This is a genomic window from Brevibacterium metallidurans (genome assembly GCF_037101285.1).
GTDB classification, from domain to species: domain Bacteria; phylum Actinomycetota; class Actinomycetes; order Actinomycetales; family Brevibacteriaceae; genus Brevibacterium; species Brevibacterium metallidurans.
In genome coordinates, this window is record NZ_BAAAAF010000003.1 from 147,138 (window position 1) to 170,808 (window position 23,671).

Below are 23,671 nucleotides of genomic sequence, written 5' to 3' on the forward strand. Positions count from 1 at the left end.
CTGATACAGTCGAAGGCAATGACATGGGGTGCCCGGGGAATCGCGCCGGGCTGAGAGGACACCCATCGAACCTGATCTGGGCCATGCTAGCGAAGGGATCGTCATGACCGACCTCGATCTGTCGTCGGCGCACGCACGTCTGCGCGCGTCGAACCCGCTCATCCAATGCATCACGAACACCGTCGTGCAGCAGTTCAGTGCGAACGTGCTGCTCGCTGTCGGGGCGTCTCCGGCGATGCTCGACCACGACGCCGACGCCGCACAGTTCGCCCACCTCGCCGGCGGGCTGCTGATCAACTTCGGCACGGCGACGAACCAGCAGTTCCTCGCCGCCGACGCCGCGATCGAAGCCGTCACCGCCGATGCGAAACCCTGGGTCCTCGACCCGGTGAGCATCGGTGCCGCCGATTTCCGCACCACCCGGATCCGCCGGGCCGCTGCCGCCGGACCCACCGCGATCCGCGGCAACGCCTCGGAGATCGCGGCACTGGCCGGCGCCGGTGCCGGCGGGCGCGGAGTCGAATCCACCGACGAAGTCGACGCCGTGCTCCCCGCCGCCGCCGACCTCGCCCGCGCGACCGGCGCGATCGTCGCCGTCTCGGGTGCCCGTGACGCCGTCGTCGCCCACATCGACGGGGTCGACCATGTCGCCCGCATCGACGGCGGACACGCGTTCATGCCGCTCGTCATCGGCACCGGGTGCTCGCTCGGCGCCGTCACCACCGCCTACCTCGCCGCGGTCCCTCCGGCGGGGACGAGTTCGCAGGCCGGACCGGCAGGCGTGGGAGCGCTCGAGAGGTTCACCGCCGTCGTCGCCGCCCACGCGCATTTCGCCGTGGCCGGTGAGGCCGCCGCGACCGGGGCACTGGGTCCGGGCCGGTACGCCATGAACTTCCTCGACGCCCTCTTCACCACCGACGACGACCGCATCGCCCGCTCCCGCGTCGCGGTGACGGCGGCATGAGCGCGGCACTCGACCGCCTCGCCGGCATCGACACCCGCCTCTACCTCGTCACCGACTCCGCGCAGTGCGCCGAGGCCGGTCGGACGGTGGCCGAGACCGTGCGCTCCGCGGTCGCCGGCGGGGTCGGCATCGTCCAGGTCCGGGACAAGGACATCGACGACACCGAGTTCCTCGTCCTCACCCGTGAGGTCGTCGCCGCCGTCGCCGAGGCGGTGGCCGGCACCGACCGCCGGGTCCCCGTCTTCCTCAACGACCGGGTGGCCGTCGCCGGGCGTCTGCGCGAGGAGGGCACGGACGTCCACATCCACGTCGGCCAGTCCGACACCCCCGTCGCCGAGGTGCGCGCCCTCCTCGGCGACGCACCGCTCGTGGGTCTCTCGGCCGCCGAGGACGCCGAATTCGCCGCAGCCCGGGCCACCGGAGCGGTCGACCTCGTCGGCATCGGCCCCGTCTTCGACACGACGACGAAGGCCGACGCACCGGCCGGGATCGGCCCGGACCGCCTCGGCGAACTCGTCTCACAGGCAGGACTGCCCGCGGTGGCGATCGGCGGGATCGACGCGACACGCGTCCCGGACCTGCGCGGCCTGGGTCTCATCGGCGTCTGCGTCGTCTCGGCGATCTGCCGCGCCGCCGACCCCGAACTCGCCGCGGCCGAACTGCTCGCCGCCTACGGGGACGGGGGAGCGGTATGAGTGTGCGCCCGCCGATCGCGCTCTCGATCGCCGGCACCGACCCGAGCGGGGGAGCGGGCATCCACGCCGACCTCAAGACGTTCACCGCCCTCGGCGTGCTCGGGACCACGGCGATCACCGCGCTCGTCGCCCAGAACACGCACGGCGTCTCCCGGGTCTACCCGATCGACGAGGACTTCGTCACCGATGAGCTCGACAGCGTCCTCAATGACATGCCCGTCGATGCGACGAAGACCGGAATGCTCGGTTCGCGCTCGCTCGTCGACCTCGTCGTCGACCGGGCCTCGACCTCGGACCTAGGGTTCTTCACCGTCGACCCGGTCATGGTCGCGACCTCCGGGCACCGGCTCCTCGAAGCCGACGCCGTTGAGTCCGTGCGCACCCGCCTGCTCCCGGTGGCCGACCTCATCACCCCGAACCTCCCCGAGGCGGCTCTCCTCCTCGGCGACGACGTCGACGAAGCGCAGACTCCGGGGCAGATGCGCGAGCAGGCGCGGGAGCTCGTGGCCCGTGGGGCGCAGGCGGTGCTGCTCAAGGGCGGGCACGCGCGCGACGGAGAGGTCGCCGACATCCTCGTCACCTCGGACGGTGAGATCACCGAGTTCGCGCACCCCCGGATCGCGACGGCGAACACGCACGGCACCGGGTGCACGCTCTCGGCGGCGATCACCGCCGAGGCGGCCGTGCTCCGGCAGGCGGCTCCCGGCTCCCGGCTGAGCCCCGAACAGGTCCGCGGTGCCGTCGAACGGGGCCTGGACTTCCTCGCCCGGGCACTCGCCTCGGCGGCGGACTGGCAGGTCAGCCTTGACCCCGCCGGTGCGCACGGACCCGTCGACCACCAGGTCGACATCACCAGGCGCTGAGACCGGCAGCCCATCCACCCCGAACCGCCCGGAGAGCGCTGCCGCTCAGCGGAGCGGGCACCATTCTGCGACGATCACCTACGACCCGAGGAGACTCACTGATGACCACGAACTTCGCCGTCGGCCCGAACACCACCGAACTCTGGGAGCACGTGCGCCCGCTCATCGAAGAGATCGAGTCGCTGCCGTTCCTCACCCAGCTCGCCGACGGCAGCCTCGACCCCGTGGCGTTCGCGAACTACATCAACCAGGACAGCATCTACCTCAGCGGGTATGCGAAGGCAATGTCCTTCCTCGCGGGGAAGACCACGGATCGGGACGAGTCCCGGTTCTGGTCCACCTCGGCGGCGGAGGCGATCACGGTCGAAGAGGACATGCACGCTCAGCTCCTCTCCGATGCCCGTCTCGGGCAGGCGCTGAACGACCTCGAGGCGAACGACCGGTTGGGAGCCTCGCCGACGACGCTCGGGTACGTGTCCTTCCTCGTCGCCACCTCGGCGACCCGGTCCTACGGGGAGGGCGTCGCCGGGGTGCTGCCGTGCTTCTGGGTGTACGCGCACATGGGCAAGGTGCTCATCGAACGCGCCGGGGCGATGAGCGAGAACCACCCGTACCGCACCTGGGTGCAGACCTACGACTCCCCGGAGTTCGACGAGTCGACCAGGAAGGCCGTGACGATCCTCGAACGGGAGCTCGAGCGGGTGCCCGAGGACGAGGTGACCCGGATGCGGGCCGCCTTCGAACGCGCCTGCGTCTACGAACTCCACTTCTGGGCCTCGGCGCACGCGATGCAGACCTGGGACGCCGCGGTCTTCGCGGTGTGAGGCGCGCAGGGCGGGTGCCTGGCTCGGGAACCCTCCTACGCTGTGCCTTCGCGGCGGTCGTCGACGATGCGGGTGAGCGGACCCAGCTGGCCGAGCGCCATCCACCCGCGGCACAGGGTGGTCCAGAGGATGACCCGGTCGACCTGGGTCAGCGGCACACGATCACGCGGCGGGCAGGCGATTCGTCCGACGAAGAAGACGACCGCAGCGAAGCCGACTCCCATGATGGTGACGATCAGCAGATCCATGACGAAAACCCCCTCGCAACCGCAGTGAAATCCTGGATTCCAGTGTCTCTCCGCAGTGGCGCGGTGGAAAGGGGCCAATCGCACATCTGTGGCCTTTTCGCGCACTGCGTGGGGTGAGGAGGCGAGGTTCCGGCGGCTGGGGCGGGCGCGGCCTCAGGAGGTACCCGAGGACTCAGGAGAACGCGAGGCTGAGACGGGTCGCCGCCTCGACGACGGCCGCTGATGCTGCCGCCCCCTGCTCGGCGGTGATCGACGCGGGAAAGGTGAAGCGCACACTCGTCTTCGCCACCTCGGCGTCGATGCCGAGCGCCAGCAGCACATGGGAGGGCTCATCCGACCCGACCGCACACGCCGACCCGCTCGACGCCGTCACGCCGAGCCGCTCCAGCTCGAGCAGCACCGCCTCCCCGCTCGTGCGGGAGAAGCAGAACGACGCATGATTCGGATTCCGCGTACTCCCACTGCCCGTCGGCTGGGCGCCCGTGAGGATCACCCCGGGCACCTGGGCGAGCACCTCGGCGATGAAGTCATCCCTGATCAGGGCCACACGCCGGGCTGCGTCGACGCGTTCGGCCTCGGTGAGTTCAAGCGCGGTGGCGAACGCGACGGCGAGGGCGACGTTCTCCGTGCCCGACCGCCGACCCGACTCCTGCCCGCCCCCGTGGATGAGCGGTTCGACGGGGATCCGCGCGCGGATCGCCGCCGCCCCGATGCCCTTCGGCGCCCCGACCTTGTGCCCGGCCAGTGTGATCGCGTCGACGCCGAGCCCGGCCAGCGGCAGCCAGCCGGCGGCCTGCACGGCATCGGTGTGGACGTGGGCACCGACGGAGTGGGCGACCCCGGCGAGGGTCGAGACGTCGGCGACCGTGCCGATCTCGTTGTTCGCATACCCGAGGCTGACGACCGCGGTGTCCTCCCGCAGCGCCGCCCGCAGCGCCTCGGGCGTCACCGTCCCATCGGATTCGACATCGACGAAGGAGACTGCGAAGCCGTGACGTCGGCGGAGGTATTCCGCCGAGGCGAGCACCGCCTCGTGCTCGAGCGGGGAAGTGACGATATGACGGCGTTCGGAATCCGTCCCTGCCGATGCGGTGGCGTCGGGAAGCCCGCCGAGGGCCATGCCGATGACCGCGAGATTCGCCGCCTCGGTGCCCCCGCCGGTGAAGACGATGTCCGTGCTTCGCATCCCGAGCACCCGCGCGACCCGCGCACGGGCATCCTCGAGGGCCTCGGAGGAGACGCGCCCGAACTCATGATGGCTCGACGGATTGCCGAAGGCGCCCGCGAGGTACGGCCATGCCGCCTCGAGTGCTTCGCGCCGCACGGGCGCGCTCGCCGCCGTGTCGAGGTAGAGCTGATCCATGTCAGTCCGCCGCCGCCCGAGACCAGGCATCGGTGAGGCCCTCAGTTGAGCCATCAGCCGTGCCATCTGCCCCGCCCGCGGCTGAGCCGTCTGCCAGGCCCTCAGTTGAGCCATCCGACCGGCTGTCTGCCTCGCCCGCGGCGCCGTCGACCACAAGATCGAGGCCCAAATCGATCGCCCGCACACTGTGCGTGAGCGCACCCGAGGAGATGACGTCGACACCCGTGTCCGCGATCGCCGCGACCGTCTCGAGCGTGACGTTGCCGCTGGCCTCGACGATCGCCTGATCGCCGATGAGCGTGACCCCACGCCGCAGATCCTCGAGCGAGAAGTTGTCGAGCATGATGATGTCCGCCCCGCCGTCGAGGACCGCGGGAATCTGGTCGAGCCGGTCGACCTCGACCTCGATCATCGTCGTGTGCCCCAGCCGCTCCCGCGCCGCCATGAGCGCCGCCGTGACATCCGCGCCCGCACCGGCAAGCACGCCGAGGTGGTTGTCCTTGACCATGACCGCATCCGAGAGCCCGAACCGGTGGCTGCTCCCGCCCCCGCACACGACCGCGTGCTTCTCGAACGCCCGCAGCCCCGGCGTCGTCTTCCGGGTATCGGCGATGCGCGTGCGACCGTCGACGGCATCGACGAAAGCCCTGGTCAGGGTCGCGATCCCGCTCATCCGCTGGGTGAAGTTGAGTGCGATCCGCTCGGCCCGCAGCACTCCGCGCGCCGGCCCCGAGACCGTGGCGAGCACCTGGCCCGCAGCGAACGTCTCACCTTCGCCGAGGTGGACTGCGACATCGATCCCCGGATCCGTGAGGGTGAACGCCCGGGCGAAGACCTCCCCACCGGAGAGCACTCCGTCTTCCCGGGCCCGCAGCTGCGCGTCCGCGCGCGCATCCGCGGGGACGAAGACCTCGCCCGTGATGTCACCCCACGGCGCATCCTCCTCGAGCGCTGCCCGCACCGCCGCATCGATCGTCGTGGTCGTCAGCATGTGGCCGCCTCCTCGTGATCCTCCGCCGGCGTCCGATGGCCGGTCCCTGACCATGATGACGCATGCACCCGCGAATCCGCGTCGGTGCGCACATGCGCACCGACGCTGTCCGTGCGGGCCAGCGCGTGTGCGGCCATCGTGCGGGCGATGAGGGTGAGATTCGCCGTTTCGATCGCCTCGACCTCGCCGAGGCGACCGTCCGTGACCGCGGCAACGCCGTCCGCGACCCCGTCTCTCGGGTCCGCAAGCCCGCGAGTGCCGGGGTCGTCGGCGGGTCGCTCGGATCCGCGACCGGCGTCGAGTGCTTCGAGGAGCGTCGTCAGGCCCTCCTCGGTGCGTTCGAGACCGAGGTGCTCCCAGGCCAGTGCCTGGAGTTCGGGGCGGGTAAGCGGGGCCGATGCAGGCTGCAGGGCTGAAACGACCGACGGTGCGTCGACCAGCCGACCGTCGAGCAGCGGTGCATCGGACGAGGACGTGCGTCCCGACTCCGTGGACCCAGCCGCGATCGCGTTCGCCGCCCGTGCCCCGAAGACCGCGCCCTCGAGCAAGGAGTTCGAGGCCAGCCGGTTGGCCCCATGGACGCCGGTGCACGCGACCTCGCCGACGGCGAAGAGCCCGTCGATCGAGGTGCGTCCGTGCAGATCCGTGACCACCCCGCCCATGAGGTAATGCGCGGCCGGAGTGACGGGAACGAGGTCCTCAGACAGGGAGAGCCCCTGCGCGCGCAGGGCGGCAGCGATCGTGGGGAACCGCTCACCGACCGCCGGTACGGCGCGGGCGTCGAGGTGGCAGGGCAGCCCGTTCTGCCGGGCCATCCTCCGGTGGAGGCCCAGCGCCACGACATCACGCGCGGCGAGTTCCCCGCGCGGATCGATGCCCGGCATGAACCGGTCGCCGTGGGCGTCGAGGAGCAGAGCGCCGGCCCCGCGCACCGCCTCGGAGACGAGGAACCCGGATCTCGCGAGCGCCGTGGGATGGAACTGGACGAACTCGAGGTCGCGGACCCTGGCACCGGCGCGGATCGCCGCGGCCAGGCCGTCCCCGGTCGCCCCGGCCGGATTCGTCGTGTGTGCGAAGACCTGCCCGGCACCGCCGGTGGCGAGCACGACCGCCTCGGCGGGGATGACCTCGGTCCCGCCCCCGCAGCCGAGCACACTCACCCCGGCCACGGCGCCGGCGTCGAGGACGAGATCGACGAGCATCGTCTCCGTCCGCAGCGCCACCCGGCCCGCCGTCGCCTCGGCGAGGAGGCGGGCGATGAGCGCATCGACGATCGCCCGGCCCGTCGCATCCCCACCCGAATGCCAGATCCGGGGCGCCGAATGCGCACCCTCCATCCCGCGCGCCCACCCGGACGGATCGCGGGGGTCGGGAGTCTCGCCGGTCCCCGCCTCGGCGGAATCGAAGACGACCCCTGCGGCGGCGAGGTCGCGGATGCGGTCGGGCCCGTCCGTGCAGAGCACCCGCACCGCCTCGGCGTCGCAGAGTCCCGCCCCGGCGGTGAGCGTGTCGGCGATGTGGTCCTCGATGCTGTCGTCCGCGTCGAGGACCCCGGCGATCCCGCCCTGGGCGAGCGCGGTGTTCGACTCGCCGAGGCGGCCCTTCGTGACGACGGTGACGACGTGGGTGCGGGCCAGGCGCAGGGCCGCGGTCAGCCCGCCGATGCCGCTGCCGACGACGATGACACGGTCCATCAGATCCTCGGCTTCGCCGCGAGCATCCGGTCGAGGGCGACCCGCGCCGGGGCGGCCACCTCGGCGTCGACCGAGATCCGGTTGACGACCTCACCGGCGAGCAGGGCCTCGAGCACCCAGGCGATGTAGCCGGGGTGGATGCGGTACATCGTCGAACACGGGCACACGACGGGGTCGAGGCACGTGATCGTGTGCTGCGGGTGCTCGGCGGCCAGACGCTGGACGAGGTTGATCTCGGTGCCGATCGCAAAAGCGGTCGGTTCGGCGGCGGACTCGATGGCCTTCGTGATGTAGGCCGTCGACCCGGACTCGTCGGCTGCCGCCACCGTCTCGCGCGGGCATTCGGGGTGGACGATGACGCGGACCTCGGGGTTCTGCGCCCGGGCGGCGGCGATCTGGGCGGGGGTGAAGCGCTTGTGGACCGAGCAGAACCCCTGCCAGAGGATGACACGGGAGTCCTCGAGCGCCTCGGCGGTGTTGTTGCCCAGCGGCCTGCGGGGGTTCCACAGCGGCATCGCCTCCGGGTCGATGCCCATGTCGATCGCGGTGTTGCGGCCGAGGTGCTGGTCGGGGAAGAAGAGGACGCGGTGCCCGCGCTCGAACGCCCAGTTGAGGACCACCTCGGCGTTCGAGGACGTGCACACGATCCCGCCGTTGCGGCCGCAGAACCCCTTGATCGCGGCCGAGGAATTCATGTACGTGACGGGGATTACGGGCACCTTGCCGGACGCGTCGGGCGCCGTGCCCCACAGCTGCGCCAGCTGCTCCCAGCAGTCCTCGACCTGGTCGATCGTCGCCATGTCCGCCATCGAGCAGCCCGCGGCGAGGTTGGGCAGGATGACCGCCTGGTCGGGGGAGGAGAGGATGTCGGCGGTCTCGGCCATGAAGTGGACGCCGCAGAAGACGATCGCCTCGGCCTCGGGATGGTCGAGGGCGGCCTGGGCGAGCATGAACGAGTCGCCGATGTAGTCGGCGTGCTCGACGACCTCGACCCGCTGGTAGTGGTGGCCGAGCAGGACGACCCGCTCACCCAGCTGCGCCTTCGCGGCCACGATCCGCTCCCGCAGCTGCGCATCGGAGGCGTCGCGGTACTCCTGCGGGATCTCGCCCTGCCTCGGCGCGGCCGCCGGGATCGGGTCGGCCGTCGAGGCTCCAGGACCGTAGCCGGGGGAGGCGTCGACGTCCCACGGGGCGTCGACGAGGTCAGAGGAGCACATCGCTCCCTGAGTCCTGCCTGCGGAGATGTCCTTGAGGGTGAGCTCGATCGAAGCAGTCGTGGTCATCATCGTCCTTTCGGCGCACTTTTACGCACATTTGAGCTTAATCACGCCCGCCCGTAAAGTACAACCCGACCCACCCTGAGACGTGGCCCGGCCCGACTGTTAACCGGGCCGATGTCCTACGCTGGTGGCAGGCTCGCGATCCGGGCCGACGCCATTCCGACCGGCCTGCGAGCGCCCGCACATCCCTGCGAGTGCTCGAGTCGCACAGCGGCTGCAGCGTGGCCGTACCCGTGCGAGAGTGCAGGCGATCCCGCAGGCATTCCCGCGGGGAGGCGAGGGGTGAGCGCACATGCCGAGAACCGCGAACCGATTGAGGATTCCCATGCCCGAGGCGGCAGAGAGCACAGAGTCAGAGACGACCCCCGTCTACGGGACCGGCGCGTCCGGTGCGTCCGGGACCCCGGCACCGCCTCGGCGGGTGCGCACCCTCGACCTCATCCGTGCGAAGGCCGAAGGCCGGCGCTGGGCGATGCTGACCAGCTACGACCAGTACACGGCCGCGCTCTTCGAGGAGTCCGGGGTCGAGGCCCTGCTCGTCGGCGATTCCGCGGCGAACAACGTCTACGGGCATGCCACGACCCTGCCGGTGACCGTCGACGAACTCATCCCGCTCGCCCGTGCGGTCGCATGGGCCACGTCACGGGCCCTCGTCGTCGCCGATCTGCCCTTCGGCAGCTACGAGATCTCCGACGAACAGGCCGTCGCGACGGCCGTGCGGTTCATGAAGGAGGCCGGGGTCCACGCCGTCAAACTCGAAGGCGGAACCCGGGTCGCCTCCCGGATCCGCGCCATCACCTCGGCGGGGATCCCCGTCATGGCCCACATCGGCTTCACCCCGCAGGCCGAGCACAACCTCGGCGGATACCGGGTCCAGGGTCGCGGGGAGGCCGAGGAGGCGCTGCTCGCCGATGCCCGCGCCGTCGCCGAGGCGGGGGCGTTCTCCGTGGTCATGGAGATGGTCCCGGCCCCGTTGGCCGCCAAGGTCACCGCGGAGCTCGCCATCCCCACCGTCGGCATCGGGGCCGGCGCCGACTGCGACGCCCAGGTCCTCGTGTGGCAGGACATGGCGGGCCTGCGTCCGGGCCGGTCACCGCGCTTCGTCAAGCAGTACGCGGATCTGCGCTCCGTCCTCGCGGGCGCGGTCGAGACCTATGTCGCCGAGGTGGCGTCCGGGGAGTTCCCCGAACCCTCGAGGAGCTTCGAATGATCGAGATCGGCGGGATCCCCGCACTCCGGCAATGGCGGAAGGAGCGGGCGGGCACCGTTGCGCTCGTCCCGACGATGGGTGCGCTGCATTCGGGGCATCGGGCGCTCATGGATCGGGCCCGGGAACTGGCCGACCATGTCGTCGTCAGCATCTTCGTCAACCCCCTCCAGTTCGGTCCCGGGGAGGACTTCACGCGGTACCCCAGGCCCTTCGCCGAGGACATTCCCATGTGCGCCGAGGCGGGTGCGGACTTCGTCTTCGCCCCCGCGTTCATCGAGATGTATCCGGCCGCCCCCGAGGTGAGGGTGACCGCGGGACGGATGGGCGCGGTATTCGAAGGCGCTGACCGGCCCGGACACTTCGACGGCGTGCTCACGGTCGTGACGAAGCTCTTCACCCTCTCCCTGCCCGACGTCACGGTCTTCGGGCTCAAGGACATCCAGCAGTTCACCCTCGTCAGGCGCCTCATCGCCGATCTCGACTTCGACATCGAGCTCGTCGGGCTGCCGGTCGTCCGCGACCGCGACGGCCTGGCCGTCTCGAGCCGCAACGATTACCTCACCCCGGGGGAGAGGATCTCAGCACTCGCGATTCCCCGTGCCCTCGACGCCGGCGAGGCCGCCCTGCGCGAGGGCGCGTTGGGCGGGGGCGCACTGGGTGGCGGTGCGCTGGGTGGCAGCGCACTGGCCGACGACGTCCTCGCCGCGGCACGTGCGGTGGTGGCGGACTCCGAGCTGCGCGTCCACTACCTCAGCCTCGTCGACGCCTCGACCCTGCAGCCGGTGCGCGAGCATTTCCGGGGTGATGCGCTCCTCCTCATCGCCGCGAGTGCGGGCACCACGAGACTCATCGACAATCGGCCGCTGGAGTTCTGAAGGCATTTCCGATGCCCGATTGTGATCGCCGGATGAACGCATTGTTAAGGCCCTGAAATATGCGCGTGAATGCGTCGTCCGCTAATTCCGATTCGGTGCATGATTCGAGATGACGGGGTCAATGCCCTTGTCCTGGATGCCCTGGGGGAATAGGCTCAGAAATAGCAAGTGACAAAGACGCCTTGTTAGTCGCAGCATCCGAAGGAGACTGAGGAAATGCAGGACATATGGCCGGTCCTCATCAATGTGGGCCTTGCAATCGTTATTCTCATCGTCACGTGGATCGTCGCCTCCATCGTCAAATGGGCGATCGCCAAGCTCGTCGCCAAGGTTCCGGCTCTGCAGAGAGACGGGCACAACGGACAGCAGGTCGGCCGCTCGGTCGGACAGATCGCGGGACTCGTCATCTGGATCCTCGGTCTCATCGCCGTGCTCCAGCTCTTCGCCCTCGACCAGGTGCTCACCCCGCTGCAGGGCCTGGCGAACGGGATCTTCAGCTTCCTGCCGAACATCATCGGCGCGGGCTTCATCTTCCTCATCGGCTACGTCTTCGCGAAGATCGCCAAGCAGCTCGTCGTCACCGCGCTCGGCGCCGTCGACCTCAGCCGGATCACCTCGAAGTTCCGGTCTCTCGGTGACCGTGCGGTGAGCGTCGCCGACGCCGAGGGAGGCTTCCGTCGCCGCGAACCCGCAGGCCAGCCCACCGCCGCCTACGACCAGGTCCAGGGCCAGCCGATGCAGGGCAACCCGCAGCAGACCGGTCCCATCGGTCAGCCGGGTCAGCAGGGACAGCCGGGTCCGGCGGGTCCCGGTCAGCAGGGGCAGCCGATGCAGGGCCACCCGCAGCAGGGCGGGCCGGTCGGTCAGGGCCAGCCGATGCAGGGGCACCCGCAGCAGGGCCACCCCGGGCAGCCGGGCATGCAGGGACAGCAGGGTCGGGGCCCGATGTCCGCTCAGGCCGAGGCGAACGCACGTGTGTCCAACCTCGTCGGCAACGTCGTCTTCGGGATCATCATCATCGTCGTCTCGATCGCGGCCCTGCAGGTGCTCGGCATCGCCGCGATCTCCGATCCGGCGCAGCAGATGCTCGAGATGTTCCTCAACGCGATCCCGCTCATCGTCGCCGCCGGCATCCTGCTGGCGATCGGTCTGGCGATCGCGAAGTTCCTCGGCAACCTCCTCGAGGAGATCCTCCGCGGCATCGGCACCGACAGGGCGATCGAGTCGATCGGGATCGTTCCCGAGGGCACGAGCGCATCCTCGGTGATCACGAAGATCGTCCAGGTCGCGATCATGATCTTCTTCGCGATCATGGCCACCCGGATGCTCGGCTTCCCCGAGATCACGCGGATCCTCAACGAGATCCTCGCGCTGGGCGGCAGCGTCCTCTTCGGCGCGGTCATCATCGCCGCCGGCTTCCTCATCGCGGCGATCATCGGGAAGTTCATCACCAACAGCATCGCGAGCAAGGTGCTGCGCTATTCGGCGATCGCCCTGTTCATCGCGATGGGCCTGCGCTACATGGGCATCGCCGATTCGATCATCAACCTCGCCTTCGGCGCCGTCGTCATCGGCGGAGCCGCTGCGGCGGCACTCGCGTTCGGCCTCGGCGGACGCAACGCTGCGGCCAGGCTGCTCGACAAGGTCGAGGACGAAGCCGCCGACGTCGTGGCCTCCTCGGTCGGTGACACGACGGAGGATCGTCCCGCCGGTGCGGCCCGCACCCCCGGCACCGGAACCACCCCCGGTACCGGCGCGCCCGGTACCGGACCGGTCGGGGACGGACCTCTCGGGTCCGGACCCAGCCACGGCGACTGAGGACTGAGCGACACGCGGAGGGCCGGCGATCATCTCGATCGCCGGCCCTCCGGTCGTCTCCGTGCGTCTGGGACGGGTGGCCCGGGTCCGCAGACGCCTCGGCGGTCCAGCCTCGGCGGGCCCTCACATCGGCAGGGCGGCGACCGTGATGCCCATGATGACGAGGATGCCTGCGGAGACCGCCTCGATCCAGAAGTCGGTGCTGCGGCGCTGCAGGGCCGCAGCGGCCATGCCCGCGATGAACGCGAGCAGGATCTGGTAGGCCAGCAGCAGGCCGACGACGATCGTGACGAGGAGGACGTAGTCGGTGCCCGCCGGCGAGGCGGGCACGAGGGTCGGCATGACGGCGAGGAAGAAGAGACCCGCCTTCGGGTTGCTCAGGGAGGACAGGAGGCCGCGCCGGTAGGAGATGACCGACCGCAGCTGACCCCACGGGTGGGCGCCTGACGCCGGTGCGTCGGTGAGCGGGTTCTCGGCGACGATGTCGTCGCTGGCCGCCGCGATCTCACCGACGGGACCGAGCGGGGCAGGACCGCGCAGTTCGGTGCGGATCCGCAGCGCCTGCCGGGCGGCGAGGACGCCGAGGAAGCAGAGGTAGGCGCCGCCGACGATCTTGAGCACGAGCAGCGCCGAAGGGTAGGCGGTGAGCAGGGCGGAGATGCCGGTCAGCGCTGCGACCATCCAGATCGTCATGCCGGTCGCCGAACCGAGGGAGTAGATCAGCCCTGCCTTGCGCCGCAGCGCCGAGAGCCTGACGGTGAGGATCGTCTCGGGCCCGGGCGTGACGGCGAGCACGGTGGCGGCGCCGGCGATGGTGATGAGCTCAGGACCGGTCATGGATCTCCTTGCGGGTGATGGTGCGGGCGGTGCGGCGGGGTGAGGGGGTGGTGCGGGACAGGCGGGGATGGGCGCGGTCGAGGACCGCGCCGGATCCATTCTCACCCATCCCATGCATCAGGAAAAGCAATCATTGGCGAATGACCATCAGGTGAAAGCGAATGGTTCTCGGCTAGGCTGTGACCCATGTGGGATCTTCAGCGTCTGCGCGTGTGGCGCGCCGTCGTCGCGACGGGTTCGGTCGTCGCGGCCGCACGCAGCCTCAACTACACCCCGGCCACCGTGAGCCAGCACATCACGACGCTGCAGAAGTCCGTCGGCGCTCCGCTCTATCGGCGTTCGGGCCGCGGCATCGAGGTCACCGAGCTCGGCCGTCGCCTCGCCGAGGAGTCCGCGGACGTCTTCACCGGTCTCGGCCGCCTCGACAGCCTCGTCGAGAGCTACCGCACGGTGTCGCGTCCGCGCATGCGCATCGCGGCGTTCACCTCCTTCAACGCCGAACTCCTGCCCGACATCATCGCCCCCGTCGCCGAGGCGCACGAGGACCTGCGCTTCGACATCCAGCTCAACGAGCCCGCGAAGGTCCGCCGCAGCCACTGCACGATCGAGATCCGCAACGAAGTGCCCCAGGACGACGAGGTGCACCTGCCGGGGATGTCGCGCACCGTGCTCTTCGACGACGACTACCGCGTCGTCGTCTCCGACCGTCACCCCTTCGCCCGCCGGGACTTCGTGCCTTTCTACGAGCTCGCCGCCGAACGCTGGGTCGACTACGACCTGTGGAGCGGGCCGACGAGCCGCGTCGTCGAACTCGCCTGCGCCGCCGCCGGATTCGAACCCGTGATGTTCGCCGCCTCCGAGGACGACTATGCGGCCCTTGCCCTCGTCGGCGCCAACCTCGCCGTCACCGTGCTGCCCCGGCTCTCGACCCTCCACCTGCCGTCCGGTCTCGTCGCCGTCGACCTCACCGATCCCGTGCCCATCCGCCGGGTCGTCATGCACATCCGGGACCGGGAGGCGCACCTGCCGCACGTGCGTGCCTTCGCCTCCGCCGCCGAGGCGATCGCCGCCGACCGGCTCCCCGCAGTCTGAGACCCGGCTGAGGCCCGGTGGGATAGGCTGTGCGCGTGAGTTCTGAAATCGAAATCGGCAAAGGCAAGCGCGGTCGTCGCGGGTACTCCCTCGACGACATCGCGATCATCCCCGCTCGTCGCACCCGCGACCCCGAGGACGTGTCCCTGTCGTGGCAGATCGACGCCTACCACTTCGAACTGCCGTTCATCGGCGCTCCCATGGACTCCGCGATGTCCCCGGACACCGCGATCGCCCTCGGCAAGCTCGGCGGCCTCGGCGTCCTCGACCTCGAAGGGCTGTGGACCCGCTACGAGGACCCCGCCCCGCTGCTCGCCGAGATCGCCCAATTGCCCTCGGACATGGCGACCGCGCGCATGCAGGAGCTCTACTCCGCCCCGATCCAGGCCGAACTCATCACCGCCCGCCTCGCCGAGATCCGCGAGGCCGGCGTCACCGTCGCCGGCGCCCTGACCCCGCAGCGGACCCAGCAGTTCTACAAGACCGTCGTCGACGCCGGCGTCGACATCTTCGTCATCCGCGGCACCACGGTCTCCGCCGAGCACGTCTCCTCCCAGGCCGAACCGCTCAACCTCAAGCAGTTCATCTACGAACTCGACGTCCCCGTCATCGTCGGCGGGGCCGCCACGTACACCGCCGCCCTCCACCTCATGCGCACCGGCGCCGCCGGCGTCCTCGTCGGCTTCGGCGGGGGAGCGGCCGCGACGACCCGCCGCACGCTGGGCATCCACGCCCCCATGGCCACCGCCATCGCCGACGTCCACGCGGCCCGCCGGGACTACATGGACGAATCCGGTGGACGCTACGTCCACGTCATCGCCGACGGCGGCATGGGCACTAGCGGAGAGATCGTCAAGGCCTTCGGCGTCGGGGCCGACGCCGTCATGCTCGGCACCGCGCTCGCCCGCGCCACCGAGGCTCCCGGACGGGGCATGCACTGGGGCGCCGAGGCGCACCACCCCGAACTCCCGCGCGGGCACCGCGTGGAGCTCGGCACCGTGGGCAGCCTCGAACAGGTCCTCTTCGGCCCCGGCCGCACCGCGATCGGCGAACTCAACCTCGCCGGCGCCCTGCGTCGGGCGCTCGCCACCACGGGATACGTCGACCTCAAGGAATTCCAGCGCGTCGACGTCACCGTCTCGCCCTACCAGCCTGGATCGGTGGTCTGATCTGTTCCGTCTGGCCCTGACCCCCAAATGGCTGGGGTCCCTCCTCTTCGTCCTCGTCCTCGTCAGCTGCTTCGTCGGCCTCTCGGCCTGGCAGGTCGACCGGGCGCAGAACAAGAACGACGTCGTCGCGGCCGCCGACGTCGATGAGCTCAAACCGTTCAACGAGGTCATGGGCGCACAGGCGCCGATGCCCGGCATCCTCGCCGACCAGCGCGTGAGCCTCACCGGCCGCTGGCTGCCCGACGCCCAGGTCGTCATCCCCGGCCGCGTCCAGGACGGCAAGGACGGGTACTGGGTGGTCACGATGTTCGCCCCCGACGGCGCCCGCCTCGGCGAGGGAGCGGTCGCGGATACGAGCGGCAAGACGATCGCGATCCCCGTCGTCCGCGGATTCACCCCCGACGAGGCGACCGCGATGTCCTCGCGCGCCGCCGAGGGACCGGTGTCGATGGAGGCCCGGATCGGACCCATCGAAGGACCCGAACCCGGCAACGACCTGCCCGAGGGTCAGGTGAAGACGGTGTCGACCTCGCAGCTGATCAACCTCTTCCCCGACCTGCTCACGTATTCGGGATTCCTCATCCCCGAGTCGGCGACCGGGGCGGGTGCCTCGGTGGGCACGGACGGACTCGCACAGGTGCCCACGACGACGACGCGCGACCAGGGCGGATTCGACATCCAGTCCGCGGTGTACGCGATCGAATGGCTGATCTTCGCGGGCATGGCCCTCTACATGTGGTGGCAGCTGCTCCGGGACGCCTACCTGGGCCGCCGCCTCGGCGAGGACGGTCGGAAGCAGGACGACGGCGACGTCGAATACGTCGTCGTCAAGGCCGCCGGCGAGTCGACGATCGACCCCGAGGTGATGTCCGGGCTCACCGGACTGCCCGCGCACAAGCACGGCGGGAAGCGACCGCCCAAGGACAGACGAACCACCACCCCGACCGGAGGACCCGAAGCGTGAGCGACGACCCCAACCTCGATTCCCGCCCCGACGTCGACGGGGCCGATGTGTGGAGCGTCAAGCGCTTCACCTCGGCGCGCAATGCGCTGAAGTTCTACCGCGTCATGGCGATCATCACCGGCACCATGCTCATGATCCTCACGGTGGAGATGATCTACAAGTACCTCATCGCCGCCGACCCGAAGACCGCGCTGATGTTCGGCGACTTCAACCTCGCCGCGGCGATCGCGATCAGCCACGGCTGGTGCTACGTCGTCTACCTCATCGGCTGCTTCTGGCTCAACCAGCAGATGCGCTGGACCCTCGGCCGCTACATCGTCCTCGCCCTGGCCGGCGTCGTGCCCGTGATGTCGTTCATCCTCGAACGCCGCATCAACCGGCAGGTCGAGGCCGAACTCGCCGCCGCGGTCGTCGTCGCCCCCAAGAGCTGAAGCCGCGCCGCCGGGTCGGGTGAGCGGGACGGCCCGCGTCTGCCGCGGGCTGAAGCCGCGTCTGCCTCGGTGCGACCGAGCGAACCCGCGGTTCTGGCGCGGCGGGTGCGGCGTTTAGAATTGGGCGCATGACGCAAACCCAGAGCACACAGGTGCCTCCTGTCCTCGTGGTCGACTTCGGCGCGCAGTACGCGCAGCTCATCGCCCGCCGGATCCGTGAGGCGGGACTGTATTCCGAGATCATCGCCCACGACGCCCCGGCGGCCGAGTTCGCGGCCAAGAACCCGGTGGCCATCGTGCTCTCCGGCGGACCCTCGAGCGTCAACGACGAGGCCGCCCCGCCCTTCGACACTGGCGTCTTCGAGCTCGGCGTGCCGACGATGGGCATCTGCTACGGCTTCCAGCTGATGTCGACGAGCCTCGGCGGTCGCGTCGCGAAGACGGACAAGCGCGAATACGGTTCGACCCCGGTCTCCGTCGCCGACCAGGGGGCCCTGCTCGCCGAGACTCCCGACGCCTACACGGTGTGGATGTCCCACGGGGACTCTGTCGCCGAGGCGCCTGCCGACTTCACGGTCCTCGCCTCGACCCCGGACACCCCGGTCGCGGCGTTCGAGCACGCGGAGCGCCGCTTCGCCGGCGTCCAGTGGCATCCTGAGGTCCTCCATTCGGAGAACGGGCAGAAGATCCTCGAGAACTTCCTCTACCGCGTCGCCGGTCTCGAGGCCGACTGGACGAACGAGTCCGTCATCGACGAACAGGTCGAACTTATCCGCAGCCGCGTCGGGGACAAGAAGGTCATCTGCGCGCTCTCCGGCGGAGTCGACTCCTCGGTCGCCGCGGCGCTCGTCCACAAGGCCATCGGCGACCAGCTCACGTGCGTCTTCGTCGACCACGGGCTCCTGCGCGAAGGCGAGAGGGAACAGGTCGAGAACGACTACGTCGATTCGATCGGCGTCCGCCTCGTCACCGTCGACGCCCGCGAGCAGTTCCTCTCGCAGCTCGCCGGGGTCACCGACCCGGAGGAGAAGCGGAAGATCATCGGCCGCGAATTCATCCGCACCTTCGAGAAGGCGGCCGCCGAGCTCGTCCTCGAAGCCAAGGACGAAGGCGAGGAGATCGGCTTCCTCGTCCAGGGCACCCTCTATCCCGACGTCGTCGAGTCCGGCGGCGGTTCGGCAACGGCGAACATCAAGAGCCACCACAACGTCGGCGGCCTGCCCGAGGACATCCAGTTCCAGCTCATCGAGCCTCTGCGCACCCTGTTCAAGGACGAAGTGCGCTCGATCGGCCGCGAACTCGGCGTGCCCGAGGCGATCGTCGCCCGCCAGCCCTTCCCGGGACCGGGCCTGGGCATCCGCATCATCGGCGAGGTCACCGAGGACCGTCTGGCGATCCTCCGCCGTGCCGATGCGATCGCCCGTGAGGAGCTGACGAAGGCCGGCCTGGACAATGAGATCTGGCAGTGCCCCGTCGTCCTCCTCGCCGACGTCCGCTCGGTCGGCGTCCAGGGCGACGGCCGCACCTACGGTCACCCCGTCGTCCTCCGCCCCGTCTCGAGCGAGGATGCGATGACCGCCGACTGGACGCGGATCCCCTACGACACGCTCTCGGTCATCTCGAACCGGATCACCAATGAGGTCGACGACATCAACCGGGTCGTCCTCGACGTCACCTCGAAGCCTCCGGGCACGATCGAATGGGAGTGAGCACCGGTAAGGAGTCCAAGGAGTCGGGCAGCGAACTGTGCCCCGCCGACAACTCCTGAACGGTGTTCAGTTAGGGTGGGGTCAGCCCGGGTGGGACCCGGGCCCGACCCGACCCACGGAGAACTCATGACACACGCATCGTCCACCCCCGCCTCGGCGGCGGCGTCCGCCTCGCTCAAGCCCGCCAGCCGAGCCGGGGACATCGCGCTCATCGCGGTCTTCGCCGCCCTCATCGCCGCGTTCGCGATGCTCCCGCCGATCCCCGTCGGACCGCTCGGGGTGCCGATCACCCTGCAGACGTTCGCGATCGCGCTCACCGGTCTCGTCCTCGGCCCGTGGCGGGCCGCCGCGGCGACCGGCCTCTACGTCGTTCTCGGCCTCATCGGCCTGCCGATCTTCTCCGGCATGCGCGGGGGCATCGCCGTGCTCGCCGGCCCGAGTGCCGGCTACATCCTCGCGTTCACCCTCTACGCGCTCGCCGCCGGATTCGCCGCCCGCTGGGCGCTGCGCCGGTTCAGCGGCGGCCGGCTGTGGGCGGCGATGTTCGCAGGAGCCCTGGCCGCGAGCCTGCTCATCGTCCATCCGCTCGGCATCCTCGGCATGTCGATCAACGGCGACCTCCCGCTCGGCGTCGCCGCCGCAGCCGACCTCATCTACTGGCCCGGCGACATCATCAAGACCGTGCTCTCCGTCTCCGTGGCCCTCCTCATCCACCGCGCGTTCCCCGACATCCTCCGCCGCCGAGGCGCTCGCCCCCAGGCCCCGGACGCACAGTGATCCTGCGGCGGAGTTCGACCACCGGTACCGCCGCGGGCGACCGGGACGCGGCGGATGGCGGGGAGCCGGCGACCGCCTCGGCGGGGGAGTCCTCACGCTCCTCAGCGGGGGACGCCGCGACCGCCTCGGCGGGGGAACCGGTCCGGGAGATCGCGCTGACCGGGGTGTCCGTCGGGGTCATCGACGACACTCCCGCAGGTGATGCCTACCGGTCGATCCTCTCCGACGTCGACCTGCGGCTGAGCGAGCCCTCGGTGGCCGTCATCGGCGCCAACGGCTCGGGCAAGTCGACGCTGCTGCAGCTGGTCCACGGGCTCGTCACCGCGAACGTCGGGCAGGTGCTCGTCGACGGCATCGACCCGGCCAGGCACCCCGCCGAGGTGCGCCGCCGTGTCGGCTTCGTCTTCACCGACCCCGCCGCGCAGCTCGTCATGCCCACTCCGCTCGAGGACATCGAGCTCTCCCTGCGCTCCCGGGTGCCCAGGCGGGAGAGGCGCGCGGCGGCCCTCGCGGTCCTCGACGAACTCGGGATCGCCGACCTCGCCGAGCGCAGCGTCTACGAACTCTCCGGCGGTCAGCGTCAGCTCGTCGCGCTCGCCGCGGTCCTCGCCGTCGACCCGCAGATCCTCGTCCTCGACGAGCCGACGACCCTGCTCGACCTCCGCAATCGGGAGCGACTGCGCGCGCGTCTGGCCGATCTCGTCGCCCGTCGCGGGGTCCGTATCGTCTTCTCGACCCATGACCTCGAGTTCGCCTCGATCGCCGATCGTGCCGTCGTCGTCGAGGACGGCCGCATCGCGTGGGACTCGACCCCCGCCGAGGCGGTCGCCGCCTACCGCGAGATCATCATGAGCGAATCCCATGAGTGAGCCGGGTCCGAACCGCACCATGCGGACGCTGAGCCGTTCGGCGGGCAGGCGCGCGGGCATCCGGCCGCGGCCCCAGCTCTTCGGGCGGGTCGTGCGCCGGTCGACGTGGCTCCACCGGGTGCCGACGGGGTGGAAGCTCGCGGTCATCGCCGTCATCGGACTCGTCGCTCTGATCTACCGTGACGGCATCGTCAACTGGTCGATCTTCGCAGTCCTCACGGTCCTCGGCTTCAGCGCGCGCCTGCCGCTGCGGCGCTTCCTCATCCCGTGGGCGTATGCGGCGGTCCTCGTCGCCATCGTCATGGGACTCCAATACCTCTTCGGCACGCTCGAGGCTGGGTTGACGGTCGCCGGCACGGTGTTCGCGTGCGTGCAGGCGGCGCTGCTGCTCACCCTGACGACGACGGTCGGCCAGCTCCTCGACGCCTTCGCGGTCATCGTCTCACCGCTGCGCCGCCTCGGCGTCGATCCGGAGATCATCGCACTCACCGCGAGCCTCATGGTCCGTGCGATCTCCCATCTCTCGGGTCTCCTCGCCGAGGCGGACCGCGCCGCCCGCGCCCGTGGACTCGATACGAGCCTCAAGGCCCGCGTGGTCCCGGCGATCCTCCGGTCGGTCAAGTACGCGCAGGACACCGGCCGCGCCCTCGACGCCCGCGGCATCGTCGACTGACGTTCGGGTCGTCTGAGTCCCTCGGCGACTGGGTCTGGGGCTCGGATCGGGCCGACCGCCTCGGCGGATGACGTCGTCCACGGATTCCGCTGTTCGCTCGGGGTTCGCTGCGGCGGAGTATCCTCAGGCGTGCAGGCCGCCTGACCTGCACGAGAGGAGCGAATCATGACCGAGGGCACCGTCCTGCTCGCAATGGATTTTCAGAACGGCATCGCCGGCCGCTTCGCCGAGACGGCGCTGATGGACCGCGTCCGCGAAGCCGTCGCCCACGCCCGGAACACCGGCATCCCGGTCGTCTGGGTGCATGTCGCCCTGCGGCCGGGCTACCCGGAACTGCCCGAGACCTCGCCGTTCATGCGCATCGCCTCCCACGGCGATCTCGATGAGACGAGCGAGTCGACGCAGATCCTCGATGTGCTCGGCCGCCGCGAGGACGAACCGCTCGTGACGAAGCGTCGGGTCGGGGCGTTCTCCGGCAGCGATCTCGCCGCGGTGCTCAGCGGGCTCGGGGCGACGAACCTCGTGCTCGCCGGCGTCGCCACCCGCGGTGTCGTGCTTGCCACGTGGCGGCAGGCCGCCGACCTCGACTTCGGCGTCACGGTGCTCTCGGATGCGTGTGCCGACCCCGACGAGGAGGTCCACCGCGTGCTCACGGAGAAGGTCTTCTCCTGGCAGTCCGACGTCCTCACCGTCGCCGACTGGATCGCCCGCTGACCCGAAGCCCCCATCGAGACCGCCGCTTTGCGACGCGCGTTCATCGAGACCGCCACTTAGCGCCGAGACCGCCGCCTGTGCGCTGCAGTCTCGGCGCAAAGTGGCGGTCTCGGTGGTGTGAGGGTCTCGATGCGCTCGCCGGCGGAGGGGTGTGCGGGCAGAGCGGCGGTCTCGGCGCGAAGTGGCGGTCGCGGTGGTGGGGGCTCTCGCGCTGCTCAGCGGGGAGCGGCGGCGCCCTCCCATGCGAGGACGTTGAAGCTGCGGCCCATCACCTGCGGGGTGGGATTCTCGATCGCCCGCGAGTAGTGGCCCACCAGCTGCGAGCACACACTCTTCCACGACCGGCTGAGCACCTGCTCGCGGCCGGCGATGCCGAAGGCACGGCGTTTGGCATCGTCGCCGAGGAGGTCGACGACGTGCTCGCGCATCGCCGTGAGGTCCTTCGGCGCGTACAGCCACCCGGTGCGCGAGGAGTCGACGAGGTCGAGGGGACCTCCGCGGGCGGGCGCGATGACCGGCACCTGGGAGGCCATCGCCTCCTGGATCGTCTGGCAGAACGTCTCGAGCTCCCCGGGCGCGACCATGAGGTCGAAGCTCGCGACCGCCTGCGCGAGCGCGTCCCCGCCGAGGAAGCCCGCGAAGTGCGCGCCGGGCAAGGTGCGTTCGAGCTTCGAGCGCCACGGACCGTCGCCGACGATGACGAGCTTCGCTCCGGGGATGTCCGAGAGCACCGCGAGGTCCTCGACCTGCTTCTCCGCGGCGAGCCTGCCGACGAAGCCGATGATCCGCTCCCCGTTCGGGGCCACGGTCCGTCGCCACGCCGCGGAGCGGTGACCGGGGTCGAAGCGGGTCGAATCGACCCCACGGGCCCAGTGATCCACCTCGGCGACGCCGAGCCTGCGCAGCTGATCGATCGTGTACGAGGACGGGGCGAGGGTGAGGGAGGCGTGCTGGTGGAGGTTGCGGACATGCGTCCAGAGCATCGCCTCGATGCCGTGCATGCCGTAGCGGGCGGCGTAGGCGGGAACCTCGGTCTGGTAGATCGCCACTGTCGGCAGGCTCAGGCTCTGGGCGGCGAGCACCCCGCGCCAGCCGAGGACGAAGGGGCTGGCCAAGTGGACGACGTCGGGGGCGAAGCGTTCGAGGAGGCGGCGGATGCGGGTGACCCCGCCGGGGGCGACGCGGATGCGACGGTACTTCGGCAGGGCGATCGAGGGGACGCGGACGATCTTCGCGCCGGAGACCTCTTTGGGTCCGTCGCGGCGGGTGCCGGGGGCGATGACGAGGACTTCGTCGCCGCGATCGGCCAGATGGTCGAGGACCCGCAGCAGTGAGTGGGTGACCCCGTTCATGTTGGGGAGGAAGGATTCTGCAATGATCGCTACTCTCACACCACCCAGTGCACGCTCCGATGGTGAAGCGACGACGACTCAGAGGCTACGTGTCGGCGACGAGTTGCCGAAATCAGTTCATGCAGGCAGACGCCCGATGGCCGGTGTCCGACCCGTTCGCGACGGAGGTGAACCCTGCGTAAACTTGAAGGAGCCGCAGGCGGCACCGGACGACCGTGCGCCGGGCGGCTGAGTGCTGCGGGACAGAGACGAGAGGACA

The 23,671-nt window shown here is 70.2% G+C and carries 24 protein-coding genes and 1 riboswitch; of the genes, 16 read left to right on the forward strand and 8 right to left on the reverse strand.

Features of this window, described 5'->3' with window-relative positions; translation table 11 throughout:
- Positions 1–14 precede the first annotated feature (14 nt).
- Positions 15–116: riboswitch (TPP riboswitch) on the forward strand.
- The 4 genes from thiM (at position 104) to AACX88_RS05515 (ending at position 3,346) form a co-directional block, all read left to right on the forward strand.
- Entirely contained in the window at positions 104–964 is an 861-nt protein-coding gene (thiM, locus tag AACX88_RS05500) for a hydroxyethylthiazole kinase (protein WP_339392096.1), read from the forward strand. Its footprint overlaps the riboswitch before it by 13 nt.
- The gene (gene thiE, locus AACX88_RS05505; RefSeq protein WP_339392097.1) at positions 961–1,659 is read left to right on the forward strand and encodes a thiamine phosphate synthase; all 699 of its coding nucleotides are present in this window, start codon (positions 961–963) and stop codon (positions 1,657–1,659) included. Before thiM ends, thiE begins: the two co-directional genes overlap by 4 nt.
- Positions 1,656–2,522: a bifunctional hydroxymethylpyrimidine kinase/phosphomethylpyrimidine kinase gene (gene thiD / locus AACX88_RS05510; protein ID WP_339392098.1), complete on the forward strand. Its 867-nt coding sequence runs from the start codon at positions 1,656–1,658 to the stop codon at positions 2,520–2,522. The genes thiE and thiD overlap by 4 nt, the downstream gene beginning before the upstream one ends.
- A gap of 101 nt (positions 2,523–2,623) precedes the next feature.
- Positions 2,624–3,346, forward strand: coding sequence for a TenA family protein (locus AACX88_RS05515; RefSeq protein WP_339392099.1), 723 nt, complete (start codon positions 2,624–2,626; stop codon positions 3,344–3,346).
- Between the two features lie 35 nt (positions 3,347–3,381).
- Here AACX88_RS05515 and AACX88_RS05520 read toward each other — a convergent pair whose 3' ends face one another.
- The 5 genes from AACX88_RS05520 to nadA form a co-directional block, all read right to left on the reverse strand.
- Positions 3,382–3,594: a hypothetical protein gene (locus AACX88_RS05520; protein ID WP_339392100.1), complete on the reverse strand. Its 213-nt coding sequence runs from the start codon at positions 3,592–3,594 to the stop codon at positions 3,382–3,384.
- Between the two features lie 172 nt (positions 3,595–3,766).
- Positions 3,767–4,957, reverse strand: a complete 1,191-nt coding sequence (locus AACX88_RS05525; protein WP_339392101.1) for a cysteine desulfurase family protein — start codon at positions 4,955–4,957, stop codon at positions 3,767–3,769.
- Position 4,958: 1 nt separating this feature from the next.
- Positions 4,959–5,948, reverse strand: a complete 990-nt coding sequence (gene nadC, locus AACX88_RS05530; RefSeq protein ID WP_339392102.1) for a carboxylating nicotinate-nucleotide diphosphorylase — start codon at positions 5,946–5,948, stop codon at positions 4,959–4,961.
- A complete protein-coding gene (gene nadB / locus AACX88_RS05535; RefSeq protein ID WP_339392103.1) occupies positions 5,942–7,642 on the reverse strand; it encodes an L-aspartate oxidase in 1,701 nt (566 codons plus the stop codon). Before nadB ends, nadC begins: the two co-directional genes overlap by 7 nt.
- Positions 7,642–8,925, reverse strand: a complete 1,284-nt coding sequence (gene nadA / locus AACX88_RS05540) for a quinolinate synthase NadA (protein ID WP_339392104.1) — start codon at positions 8,923–8,925, stop codon at positions 7,642–7,644. Before nadA ends, nadB begins: the two co-directional genes overlap by 1 nt.
- A gap of 322 nt (positions 8,926–9,247) precedes the next feature.
- Between nadA and panB the strand changes: the two genes are divergently transcribed.
- From panB to AACX88_RS05555, 3 genes are all read left to right on the forward strand, one after another.
- Complete coding sequence (gene panB, locus AACX88_RS05545; protein ID WP_339392105.1) at positions 9,248–10,132, forward strand: 3-methyl-2-oxobutanoate hydroxymethyltransferase; 885 nt, start codon at positions 9,248–9,250, stop codon at positions 10,130–10,132.
- Positions 10,129–11,007, forward strand: coding sequence for a pantoate--beta-alanine ligase (panC, locus tag AACX88_RS05550; RefSeq protein WP_339392106.1), 879 nt, complete (start codon positions 10,129–10,131; stop codon positions 11,005–11,007). The genes panB and panC overlap by 4 nt, the downstream gene beginning before the upstream one ends.
- A gap of 216 nt (positions 11,008–11,223) precedes the next feature.
- The gene (locus tag AACX88_RS05555; protein ID WP_339392107.1) at positions 11,224–12,825 is read left to right on the forward strand and encodes a mechanosensitive ion channel; all 1,602 of its coding nucleotides are present in this window, start codon (positions 11,224–11,226) and stop codon (positions 12,823–12,825) included.
- Between the two features lie 123 nt (positions 12,826–12,948).
- On the opposite strand, the gene AACX88_RS05560 is transcribed toward AACX88_RS05555, so the two are convergent.
- On the reverse strand, positions 12,949–13,662 hold the full coding sequence (locus AACX88_RS05560; protein ID WP_339392108.1) for a LysE family translocator: 714 nt from the start codon (positions 13,660–13,662) through the stop codon (positions 12,949–12,951).
- A complete protein-coding gene (locus AACX88_RS05565; RefSeq protein ID WP_339392109.1) occupies positions 13,649–13,771 on the reverse strand; it encodes a hypothetical protein in 123 nt (40 codons plus the stop codon). The genes AACX88_RS05560 and AACX88_RS05565 overlap by 14 nt, the downstream gene beginning before the upstream one ends.
- 77 nt (positions 13,772–13,848) lie before the next feature.
- On the opposite strand from AACX88_RS05565, the gene AACX88_RS05570 reads away from it, so the two are divergent.
- The 9 genes from AACX88_RS05570 (at position 13,849) to AACX88_RS05610 (ending at position 22,060) form a co-directional block, all read left to right on the forward strand.
- On the forward strand, positions 13,849–14,754 hold the full coding sequence (locus tag AACX88_RS05570) for a LysR family transcriptional regulator (RefSeq protein WP_339392110.1): 906 nt from the start codon (positions 13,849–13,851) through the stop codon (positions 14,752–14,754).
- A 35-nt stretch (positions 14,755–14,789) separates the two neighbouring features.
- A complete protein-coding gene (locus AACX88_RS05575; protein ID WP_339392111.1) occupies positions 14,790–15,923 on the forward strand; it encodes a GuaB3 family IMP dehydrogenase-related protein in 1,134 nt (377 codons plus the stop codon).
- Positions 15,924–15,954: 31 nt separating this feature from the next.
- Entirely contained in the window at positions 15,955–16,887 is a 933-nt protein-coding gene (locus AACX88_RS05580) for an SURF1 family protein (protein ID WP_339392231.1), read from the forward strand.
- Positions 16,884–17,318, forward strand: a complete 435-nt coding sequence (locus AACX88_RS05585; protein WP_339392112.1) for a DUF3817 domain-containing protein — start codon at positions 16,884–16,886, stop codon at positions 17,316–17,318. The genes AACX88_RS05580 and AACX88_RS05585 overlap by 4 nt, the downstream gene beginning before the upstream one ends.
- 128 nt (positions 17,319–17,446) lie before the next feature.
- On the forward strand, positions 17,447–19,027 hold the full coding sequence (gene guaA / locus AACX88_RS05590) for a glutamine-hydrolyzing GMP synthase (protein WP_339392113.1): 1,581 nt from the start codon (positions 17,447–17,449) through the stop codon (positions 19,025–19,027).
- A gap of 126 nt (positions 19,028–19,153) precedes the next feature.
- The gene (locus tag AACX88_RS05595; protein WP_339392114.1) at positions 19,154–19,804 is read left to right on the forward strand and encodes a biotin transporter BioY; all 651 of its coding nucleotides are present in this window, start codon (positions 19,154–19,156) and stop codon (positions 19,802–19,804) included.
- Positions 19,801–20,673, forward strand: coding sequence for an energy-coupling factor ABC transporter ATP-binding protein (locus tag AACX88_RS05600; RefSeq protein ID WP_422614408.1), 873 nt, complete (start codon positions 19,801–19,803; stop codon positions 20,671–20,673). Before AACX88_RS05595 ends, AACX88_RS05600 begins: the two co-directional genes overlap by 4 nt.
- Positions 20,666–21,346, forward strand: coding sequence for a CbiQ family ECF transporter T component (locus AACX88_RS05605; RefSeq protein WP_339392115.1), 681 nt, complete (start codon positions 20,666–20,668; stop codon positions 21,344–21,346). The genes AACX88_RS05600 and AACX88_RS05605 overlap by 8 nt, the downstream gene beginning before the upstream one ends.
- Before the next feature lie 165 nt (positions 21,347–21,511).
- Entirely contained in the window at positions 21,512–22,060 is a 549-nt protein-coding gene (locus AACX88_RS05610; RefSeq protein ID WP_339392116.1) for a cysteine hydrolase family protein, read from the forward strand.
- 215 nt (positions 22,061–22,275) lie between these two features.
- Here the strand turns inward: AACX88_RS05610 and AACX88_RS05615 are convergent, their stop codons facing one another.
- Positions 22,276–23,451, reverse strand: coding sequence for a glycosyltransferase family 4 protein (locus AACX88_RS05615; RefSeq protein WP_339392117.1), 1,176 nt, complete (start codon positions 23,449–23,451; stop codon positions 22,276–22,278).
- Positions 23,452–23,671: the final 220 nt, after the last annotated feature.